The following is an 8,539-nucleotide window of genomic DNA, read 5'->3' as shown; positions in this document are numbered from 1 at the left end:
GCTGTTCGCCCAGGGTTAGGGCCAGGCCCTTGTAAAATTCCAGTACCGTCACCGTGGAGAGGGTAAAATAGCACGGTTTGAAATGGGCCGGGTTGAGTTCCTCCACATACTTGCGCAGGGCGGTAGTTTTACCGCAACCCGGCTCCCCCGCAACTAAACCCATACCCCGCACCTGCTGTAAGTACTTCAGGCGGGAGGTGAGTTCCATCAGGTCCTGGCTTAAATAAAGCTGGTCAAAAGGCACTTCCTTGCTGAAAGGGTTGAACTTCAACCCGTAGAACTGGGTGAACATCACTTCTCACCCGCCTCTTCACTTTTGAGCAGTTCGGCAGTAAGCGTCAAATACAACCCACCTTGGCATAATACCCAAGTTTAAGGGATAATCTTCCTATCTCAATATTTTTCATTGATACTTTAAAAAGCTCACTCAATCTGCCATTTTTAAAATTTATCTTGGGTGGTCTAACCCACCTGTTCGCCCCCTGCTTACCCTATCATGTCTCCCGGGGTCAATGCCCTTACATTCCTTCGTTCAGCATAATGGGGGCGGGTGGGGCACCGTTACTCAGAAAATTAGCTCGATGAGGAGGATTTTTTCTTATGACCAAAGCCGAACGGGAAGCGCTATGGGAAACCCGAATAGCATTCGCCAGGTGCGCAGCCGGCCTGTGCTGGACGCCTTTTTGGCGTGGCTAAAAAAAAACAGAAAAAGCAGGTACTGCCCAAAAATTCCTTTGGGCAGGCGGTTTACTATTGCCTGGGCCAGTGGGATAAACTCATTGCCTTTTTGCAGGATGGACGCCTGGAACTGGGTAACAACCGGAGTGAGCGGTCAATTAAACCCTTTGTCATTGGCCGCAAGAACTGGTTGTTTGCCAATACTCCGCGGGGTGCCCGGGCCAGCGCTATTACTTACAACATCATAGAAACGGCAAAGGAGAATGGGTTGAATCCTTTCCAGTACCTCAGCTATCTTTTTGAAAAACTTCCCAACCTGGACCCTGAAGACAGTAATGCCCTGGATCAGTTGCTCCCCTGGTCCAATTCATTACCCCCTGTCTGCAGTGCTAATAAATAAGCCAGATTATGTCCCCACCTGATTGCAAGGTGGGGTTTATTTTACGCTTACATTAATGCGGTGTTTCCCAAAACAGAGATCCAATTATGCGTCATTCATCAAATACGAAACTCTTTAGAAAGCCGTACCCGGAAACTGCCAGCGGAAACACCGATGTAGTAGCTGAACTGGCGCTGGGCTGGTACAGTCTGGACAAAGATGGCAACCTCCTGACCAAAAGCCAGACAGGGTGGCAAAGGCCGGACGGTTGGGAGAAGGTGCTGGAAGCAGCCAAGGAGTACAACCTGAAAACCGAGATGGTGGTTCACTTGACTGACGGTGACGGCACGATTTCTTCCCTGATAACGAACGAGGCTGCCATGACCAGGGCGATTAATGGTATAATGGGAGAAGCGAGGCTATACCAAGGACTAAACCTCGACTTTGAGGGTTTGGGCTACCGGGATGACGGCGAGCAGTTAAAGGTGGTACAGGGCGCTTTTACCAGGTTCGTCCTACTCTTAGCGGAACAGGTTAAGGCTGCTAACCTCACCCTGACCCTCACTCTCCACACTCCCAACAGCGCCTATAGGGGTTACGATTACAGGGTGCTGGGAAAATTAGCCGACCGGATTATCATTATGGCCTACGAATTACGGTTCTAAGCCGGAGCCGGTAAGCCTTGTCAAGCAAGCTGTCGAGATGGCCAGGGCTCTTGTTCCGCCGGAAAAGCTAGTGCTTGGAATTTCTGCCTCCTCGGAAACACCGGAGAGCATTCTAATCAAAGTGGGCATCGCCAAGCGATACGGCCTTGACGGTATCGCCATCTGGCGGTTAGGTCTGGTGACCAGTGAAATATGGGACGCGTTAAGCGCTAACGTAATACCGTGGTAACTCTGTTTGGGCTGTTGAAAATCTTTCTGCGGAAAGCGGAACGAATAGCCGGTTTGTGCGTCTGTAATTTTGGAAAAAATTCTTAAGGGAGGCTCTGTCAGTGAAGAAGTGGTTATTATACGTAATTATAACTATTTTTACTATTACTATTCCTGCTTGCGCACTAATAAAAAGGGAAAACAAGGCTGAAAACATGAATGTTCCCCCGCCGACAAATTCACAAATTACTCAACAAATCCAGGCTGCTTCTAATCCTCATTCCCAGACTCCTACCGAAAAGAAACTCACTCAAATTATTGTCAAAAGAGGTAATGACGTTTTCCCTTTTAATCCGCTCACGTTGAAAGAATCAGGCATAATCTTAGACGTGCGGGATTTGTTATGGGTAGCCCTGCGGGGCGGTGCCGGAATACAACCAGAAGTTAAACAAGTGGAGTCAAAAGAACTTGATAAAGACCTAAAAAACGGGGATAAAATGAAGGATGTCTTTTGCTCGGTTCGCCTTATTTATGAGCCATATAGGCCGAAGCAGGGAATAAATGATCTTGCTCACAAGGACTTAATTATCTATATAAATCCGGATAATGTGAATGATGCCTATTTCGGAATCCAAAACCCAGATAACCAAACTAAATGGGATCTTTACTATTTGCCCGGTTATGGACAATGGCTCAAAAAAGAGGTCGACCTTCTATTACGCTTACATACGGGATTATAAAAGTGCCTGGTCGCGTAGCAGACCAGGCACTTACTGTTAACAAAAATCGCTTAAGTTACATAGTGTATCCATCCAAGCTACTAAGTTATTATAGTAAGCGTCGTGGTCCGGGCCACCGTATCCAGCATCTGCTATAAATCGGGCACATGTATATTCACTAGGCGTAACACCTTTTATTTGGCACCAAACGAGGTAGTCAATTAGTTCTGAATAAATAGGATTAATGTCTTTATCAGCCATAATCCGGGCTTCTTCAACGTCGTCGTAGATGTCAGGTGTAGGGAGCCATCATTGTCCACCTCCTTCCAGCTTGTCTAACCTGCCCTCTACTACATAAAGAGAAAATAGGGGGGCGTTTTAATACCCCCCTACCAAAAAAAATTCTTGAGTTATTTCTGATAGTCGCTTTTACGGGAGAAGTACCGGTTTAGCTCATCCCTACCCCACGTGGTATTTGGTCGGTATCGGTAAACGGCTTCTATTATCCAGGTCACCAAATCGGAGCAGGCTTCCTCGTAACCTAGTTGACGGCTGTATTTCTTGACGATGGGAATGAAACGTTTAACGACCTGGGTCATAGCTTCCTCATTACCACTCTTCGCCAGGTCAATCAGTTCTCGGAGCTTTGGCTTTCTTTGCAAATGGTATCACCCTCTTCTAGAGACAAAAAGACCTACCACACCTTGGCAGAGGGCAGGTCTTAGACTTCTAGAGCAGCGGCAGCCAGGCTGTCATAGTGCCTGTGGGCACCTTAGACCCTGTAGCTTTACGTCCCCATTTTTCAATGGGTTTGCCCTTAACGTAGGTATTCGGTTTTCGTTGGAGAAGCGCGGAACCTTCACCTCCTTACATCCGTCTATTTATTAAGACGAATGGTAGGTCAAAATGGTACCATATACTGGAAAGAAGTCATCGTCTTTTTCTAATGTCGTTTATCAACATTCCTTATGATAGAAAAGGCAAATAACTTGTCCATCCCGTGAATATGATGGTAATAGATATGGGATTTCTTTACCAAAATTGGCTGTAGAATATTGTAGACAATTTTGGAAGCCCTCTTTTAAGTTCCTAACATACATCCTATAATAATAACATAGGAGGTGAAATCTGGTGAACGAGCTACTTACTACAAATGAAACGGCTGAAATCCTCGGAATATCGCCCGTAGCAGTTGCTAATCTCCTCCGGGATAAGAAACTACCAGGTATCAAGAGACGAGGCCCGGATGGAATTGACCGCTGGTTCATCAGACGGGAAGACGTTGCTCTCTACTGCGCCGGGTTGGCTATCTTCAATATGCTCCAGCACAAAGCCAGAATTAGAAGGCAAGCTGCGGAGGAAGGTGTCCCATTGTGAGTAGAGCCATTGGATATGTAAGGATAAGCACAGAAGAACAGACTCAGCACGGTTACTCCCTGGAAGCCCAAACCGAAGCAATAAAGAAATACTGCGAAATTCAAGGTTGGGAACTATTACGGATTTACCGCGATGATGGATACAGTGGCGCTTCAATGGAGAGACCAGCGTTGGAACAACTCCTTGCAGGCCTCCACCTGCGCCATTTCGATACGGTTGTCGTTTAGTGTATTTGCTACTATAAAACTGATCCATTTTTAGCCCCTGTGACATTGTCAAACTGATCCACCCTGGGAGCCGTGGTAGACAAAATGATACTGTGAAACTGATCCACTTTGGCGAAATTGCTACTCTAAAACTGATCCACTTCCTTCAACAATCCCCTATACTGGATGTACATTCATCCGGGTCAGGGGGGAGAAGGGAAGTGATTGAAATTAATCTTTACGAACAAATCAGGTACCTTTATGCCGTGGAAAAACTTTCTAAAAGGGATTGAAACTACCCGTAAGGTTCCTGTGCCCCCGGGCGGCGGCCCTGTTCCGAGCCTACCTATGAGGGATTGATCCGGAAAGGGGGGAAAACCTGGTCAATAGGAGGGTCGGGTTCACAATAACTAACCGTTGTTGGGTATTGTGAGCTTTTTGAGCCAGGTGAACGGGGATGACGGTAAAGGAAGGTTATAAGAAAAGATATGAAACGGGCGATACTCCCTGGGATATTGGCAAACCTGATTTTAACCTTATTCAGACTGTGACTGCAATGGCCATAAAACCATGTAAAGCACTGGATATCGGTTGCGGAACTGGTGATAATTCCATCTGGCTTGCCCGGAACGGCTTCGATGTGACAGGCGTTGATACATCGGAAATTGCAATAGGAAAGGCAGTAGAGAAAGCTTCAAAAGCCAATGTCCGGTGTACCTTTATGGTAATTGACTTCTTCACAAACAAAATTACAGGGGCGCCGTTTGGTTTTGCATTTGATAGAGGTTGTTTTCATTCATTGAATTCCGGTGAGGAACGGGAGAGCTTTGCGGAAAAGGTGGCCGCCCATTTAGAAGAGGATGGCCTGTGGCTGAGTATTATCGGCAACGCCGATGAGCGGCGAGAAGGCCCGGGTCCGCCACAGAGGACGGCCAGGGATATTGTTAATTCTGTGGAACCTCACTTCGAAATTCTTTCGCTCGTTTCCAGCCATTTTGGTTCCAACCGCCCGAACCCGCCCAGAGCCTGGGTTTGCCTGATGCGGAAAAGACGTTTTGTATAATTGGAGCCGCCGCGAGTAAAGCCGGGGCACATCCCGGAAACACTTTATCTGTACGCTGGAGGGGAGTTTACCTCCCCTTTTTATTTTCCCGTCTTTCAGCAACTTACACAGTACCCGGAGTGCATACCCGCCATGTGTTAATTATTCCCTTTTTGACCAATGGATTGATAAATCAAAGATACAAATGATATAATTTTCATTGGTGACGTATTAAATTTTTTTATGGGTTCCCTGGTTGAGCTTGCAGGGTGAATGTTCAGGGTAAAAACATAAAAGAAAGGATGAGGTCATGAAAGATATTAAGGGCACTGTGCTGGAAGTTGTTCTGGCTGTTTTACCGGTTACTGTATTTGTGCTCATCCTGCAGGCAGTGCTCCGGTTACCTTCTCTGGTTATGGCGCAGTTTTTGATCGGGGTGGTCATGGTCACCATTGGCTTGATATTCTTCCTGGTGGGCATTCATCTGGGAATGCTGCAAATTGGTGAAGCCACCGGCTCGGCGCTCCCCAGGATTGGTAGGGTCTGGATTCTGGTCCTCTTCGGTTTTCTTTTCAGTTTTGTGGTGACTGTGGCCGAGCCGGATGTCAGGGTTCTGGCCACCCAGGTGGATGCAGTATCCGGGGGAGCCATTTCCAAAGATCTTTTAATTATCTTTGTCGCTCTGGGCGTGGCCATATTTGTGGGACTGGCCATATTGCGGGTGGTTCTGGGTGTTCCCCTGCGGCATCTTTTGCTTGCCAGTTACGCCCTGGTCTTCATCCTGGCCGTGCTGGCCCCCGCCGAATTCAGGGCCGTTTCTCTGGATGCCGGCGGCGTTACCACAGGCCCGATGACGGTGCCGTTTATTCTTGCCCTGGGTGTGGGGGTTGCATCTGTTCTGGGGGGTAGAAGCACTTCCGCCGATGGATTCGGCTACGTGGCTCTGGGCTCTGTTGGGCCCATCTTATCCGTGCTGCTGCTGGGAGTGATTTATGGTTGAATGAACTTAAAATATTTGACGGTTTTGGCCACGTTCTGCTGGAGGTGGCCGTTGCGCTGGCTCCTCTCCTGCTGTTATTTTTGATTCTGCAGGTCTGGTTGCTGAAGTTCAGCAGAAGGAGATTTATTAGAGTTTTAAAAGGTTTCGTGCTGACCTTCCTGGGGTTGTCCTTTTTCCTGCAGGGCGTTTACGTGGGTTTCCTGCCCGTGGGAGAAATAATCGGGAAAACCATGGGTAGCCTGGAGTTCGGCTGGTTAATCATACCGGCTGGTTTTTTAATGGGTTTTGTAGCTACGTTTGCCGAACCTGCCGTCCGTGTGTTAAATTATGAGGTGGAGAAGGCATCGGGGGGTTATATTCCCCGGCAGGTAATGCTTTATACGGTATCGCTGGGGGTGGCCGCCTCCATTGCCCTGTCGCTGTGGAAAGTCTGGCTGGGAATTCCTCTGTGGTACCTGGTAATTCCGGGCTACGTGCTCGCTTTCATACTGGCGCGTTATTCTTCCCCTTCCTTTGTGGCCATAGCTTTTGATTCGGGGGGAGTGGCCACCGGGCCGATGACCGTGACTTTTATATTAACCATGGTTCTGGGCTTTGCCTCGGCTTTAGAGGGCCGTGATCCCTTAACCGAAGGGTTCGGGATGATTGCTATGGTAGCGCTTTCTCCCATTCTGGCAGTTTTATCTTTAGGTCTGCTCTTCAGCAGAAAGGAGAAGCAGGATGAACGCCATCATGCGCAAGTATAAGCTGTTGATAGCCGTTGTGAACTATGGCGTGGCCAGAAAGACGGTAAAGGCGGCAAAGAAGGCCGGGGCTGAAGGCGGGACCACTCTTTTGGGCGAAGGCACGGGAGGCCACAAAGTATCGGAGGTTCTGGGGATCGATCTTGAACCGGAAAAGGAAATTATTCTTATATTAATAGATGAAAGCAAGCTGGAGGTTGTTCTGCAGGCCATAATTTCTGCTGCCAGGTTGGATAAATCCGGCCGCGGGATAGCTTTTGTTCTCGACGTGAGCCGGGTGGCGGGTATCTGCCACCTGGGTGCCCCCGTTGAAATACCTGAGCAGAACCCGGGAGGAATGGAAATGGTTAAGGATGGCGAAGAGGTTTTATACGATTTAATTGTGACCATCGTCAACAAGGGTGATTCGGAAAAAGTGGTTGATGCCTCGAAAAGAGCCGGTGCAGAAGGGGGAACCATACTTTTCGGCCGCGGCACGGGAATTCACGAGAACGCCAGATTGTTCGGTATTCCTATTGAGCCTGAGAAGGAAATCATTTTAACTTTGATTGAACGTCCAAAGAGCGGCAAGGTTTTGGAAGCCATTGTCAATGAAACAGGCCTGAACAGGCCCGGGAAGGGAATTGCCTTTGTTCTGGAGGTTGAGAGGGTGGCCGGTATTAATCGCCAGCTCAACAGGATGGTGAGAAAGATGCTTTCCGAAAGTAACCCGCGTTAGTATGTTATGTATAACCACCGGGCTACCTTTATTATCAACCCTCAGGGCCGCGTAGAATACTACTGCGTGTACCCCCGGGAAGTGGGTAGAAACGTGGATGAGATCATCCGCGTTCTCCAGGCCATTCAGTATGCTGCCGCCACGGGTGAAGGTGTACCGGCGCAGTGGCAGCCGGGCCAGCCGGGGATAAGGCGGGACTTTGAAAGGGTCGGGACGATATAGGGTGACGGGAAGCATTTCTCCCGCCCGGTTTTGCGGCGGGCTTTTTTTTACTCTTCACCCGGGTCATCCAGGCCCCATCTCCGGAGAAGGTGGTTCAATTTCAAGGTGAGGTAACCCAGGACTGCCGCCACCAGGCTGGGGACGTACAGGCCGGCGCCTATGCCCGTTCCCAGCCCGGCGGTTAGCCAGATGCTGGCGGCGGTGGTGAGCCCGCGGATATGATCCCGGTCCTTAAAGATAATGCCGCCGCCAATAAAGCCCACTCCCGTGACGATCTGGGCGGCAATGCGCGCCGGGTCTCCGGGCTGGTAGGGGTTTACTCCGATTAAGGAAGTAAACCCGTAGCTGCTGATTAAAGTAAACAGGGCCGAACCCAGGCAAACCAGGGTGTGCGTGCGTATACCCGCCGGCTTATGGCTTATTTCCCTCTCCAGGCCGATGAAAAATCCCACTAAAAAGGCCAGCAGCAGCCTGGCAATCATTTCTTGCATGCGGAGCACCGGGCTTCACCCTTTAGATAAGTGTTTAACTGTATTATGATCGGCCCTGCCCGCCGGTTATGCGTGGGCCGGGTTTGAAAAAA

The 8,539-nt window shown here is 49.1% G+C and carries 11 protein-coding genes, 2 pseudogenes and 1 riboswitch; of the genes and pseudogenes, 10 read left to right on the top strand and 3 right to left on the bottom strand.

Annotated features, from left to right (window positions below; all coding sequences use genetic code 11):
- Positions 1-292 (bottom strand): ATP-binding protein (locus BR83_RS0112630; protein ID WP_027357378.1); only part of this gene is annotated, 292 nt, incomplete at its 3' end.
- 355 nt (positions 293-647) lie between these two features.
- Here BR83_RS0112630 and BR83_RS15965 point away from each other — a divergent pair.
- The 3 genes and pseudogenes from BR83_RS15965 to BR83_RS16490 form a co-directional block, all read left to right on the top strand.
- Positions 648-1,078 (top strand): annotated as a pseudogene (locus BR83_RS15965) (IS66 family transposase); the annotation flags it as partial.
- A 95-nt stretch (positions 1,079-1,173) separates the two neighbouring features.
- Positions 1,174-1,951 (top strand): annotated as a pseudogene (locus tag BR83_RS17300) (stalk domain-containing protein); the annotation flags it as partial.
- A 100-nt stretch (positions 1,952-2,051) separates the two neighbouring features.
- A complete protein-coding gene (locus tag BR83_RS16490; RefSeq protein WP_027357377.1) occupies positions 2,052-2,669 on the top strand; it encodes a hypothetical protein in 618 nt (205 codons plus the stop codon).
- A gap of 389 nt (positions 2,670-3,058) precedes the next feature.
- Here BR83_RS16490 and BR83_RS15950 read toward each other — a convergent pair whose 3' ends face one another.
- A complete protein-coding gene (locus tag BR83_RS15950) occupies positions 3,059-3,310 on the bottom strand; it encodes a helix-turn-helix domain-containing protein (RefSeq protein WP_051618228.1) in 252 nt (83 codons plus the stop codon).
- A gap of 74 nt (positions 3,311-3,384) precedes the next feature.
- A riboswitch (cyclic di-GMP riboswitch) is annotated at positions 3,385-3,474 on the bottom strand.
- A gap of 305 nt (positions 3,475-3,779) precedes the next feature.
- Here BR83_RS15950 and BR83_RS0112605 point away from each other — a divergent pair.
- From BR83_RS0112605 to BR83_RS15945, 7 genes are all read left to right on the top strand, one after another.
- Positions 3,780-4,025, top strand: a complete 246-nt coding sequence (locus tag BR83_RS0112605) for a helix-turn-helix domain-containing protein (RefSeq protein ID WP_027357376.1) — start codon at positions 3,780-3,782, stop codon at positions 4,023-4,025.
- Positions 4,022-4,252, top strand: coding sequence for a recombinase family protein (locus tag BR83_RS17885; RefSeq protein ID WP_027357375.1), 231 nt, complete (start codon positions 4,022-4,024; stop codon positions 4,250-4,252). Before BR83_RS0112605 ends, BR83_RS17885 begins: the two co-directional genes overlap by 4 nt.
- A gap of 436 nt (positions 4,253-4,688) precedes the next feature.
- The gene (locus BR83_RS0112595; protein WP_027357374.1) at positions 4,689-5,294 is read left to right on the top strand and encodes a class I SAM-dependent methyltransferase; all 606 of its coding nucleotides are present in this window, start codon (positions 4,689-4,691) and stop codon (positions 5,292-5,294) included.
- Positions 5,295-5,583: 289 nt separating this feature from the next.
- Complete coding sequence (locus tag BR83_RS0112590) at positions 5,584-6,273, top strand: DUF1538 domain-containing protein (RefSeq protein ID WP_027357373.1); 690 nt, start codon at positions 5,584-5,586, stop codon at positions 6,271-6,273.
- Complete coding sequence (locus tag BR83_RS0112585; RefSeq protein WP_027357372.1) at positions 6,270-7,019, top strand: DUF1538 domain-containing protein; 750 nt, start codon at positions 6,270-6,272, stop codon at positions 7,017-7,019. Before BR83_RS0112590 ends, BR83_RS0112585 begins: the two co-directional genes overlap by 4 nt.
- Entirely contained in the window at positions 6,994-7,734 is a 741-nt protein-coding gene (locus BR83_RS0112580; RefSeq protein WP_027357371.1) for a P-II family nitrogen regulator, read from the top strand. Before BR83_RS0112585 ends, BR83_RS0112580 begins: the two co-directional genes overlap by 26 nt.
- A 6-nt stretch (positions 7,735-7,740) precedes the next feature.
- Positions 7,741-7,956 carry a peroxiredoxin gene (locus BR83_RS15945; RefSeq protein ID WP_051618227.1) on the top strand — a complete coding sequence of 72 codons (216 nt, stop codon included), beginning with the start codon at positions 7,741-7,743 and terminating at the stop codon, positions 7,954-7,956.
- Positions 7,957-8,003: 47 nt separating this feature from the next.
- Here BR83_RS15945 and BR83_RS0112570 read toward each other — a convergent pair whose 3' ends face one another.
- Positions 8,004-8,447, bottom strand: a complete 444-nt coding sequence (locus tag BR83_RS0112570) for an MgtC/SapB family protein (RefSeq protein ID WP_242839674.1) — start codon at positions 8,445-8,447, stop codon at positions 8,004-8,006.
- Positions 8,448-8,539: the final 92 nt, after the last annotated feature.

The organism is Desulfofundulus thermocisternus DSM 10259 (assembly GCF_000686645.1).
Classification (GTDB): domain Bacteria; phylum Bacillota; class Desulfotomaculia; order Desulfotomaculales; family Desulfovirgulaceae; genus Desulfofundulus; species Desulfofundulus australicus.
This window is presented reverse-complemented; position numbering and strand designations above follow the sequence as displayed.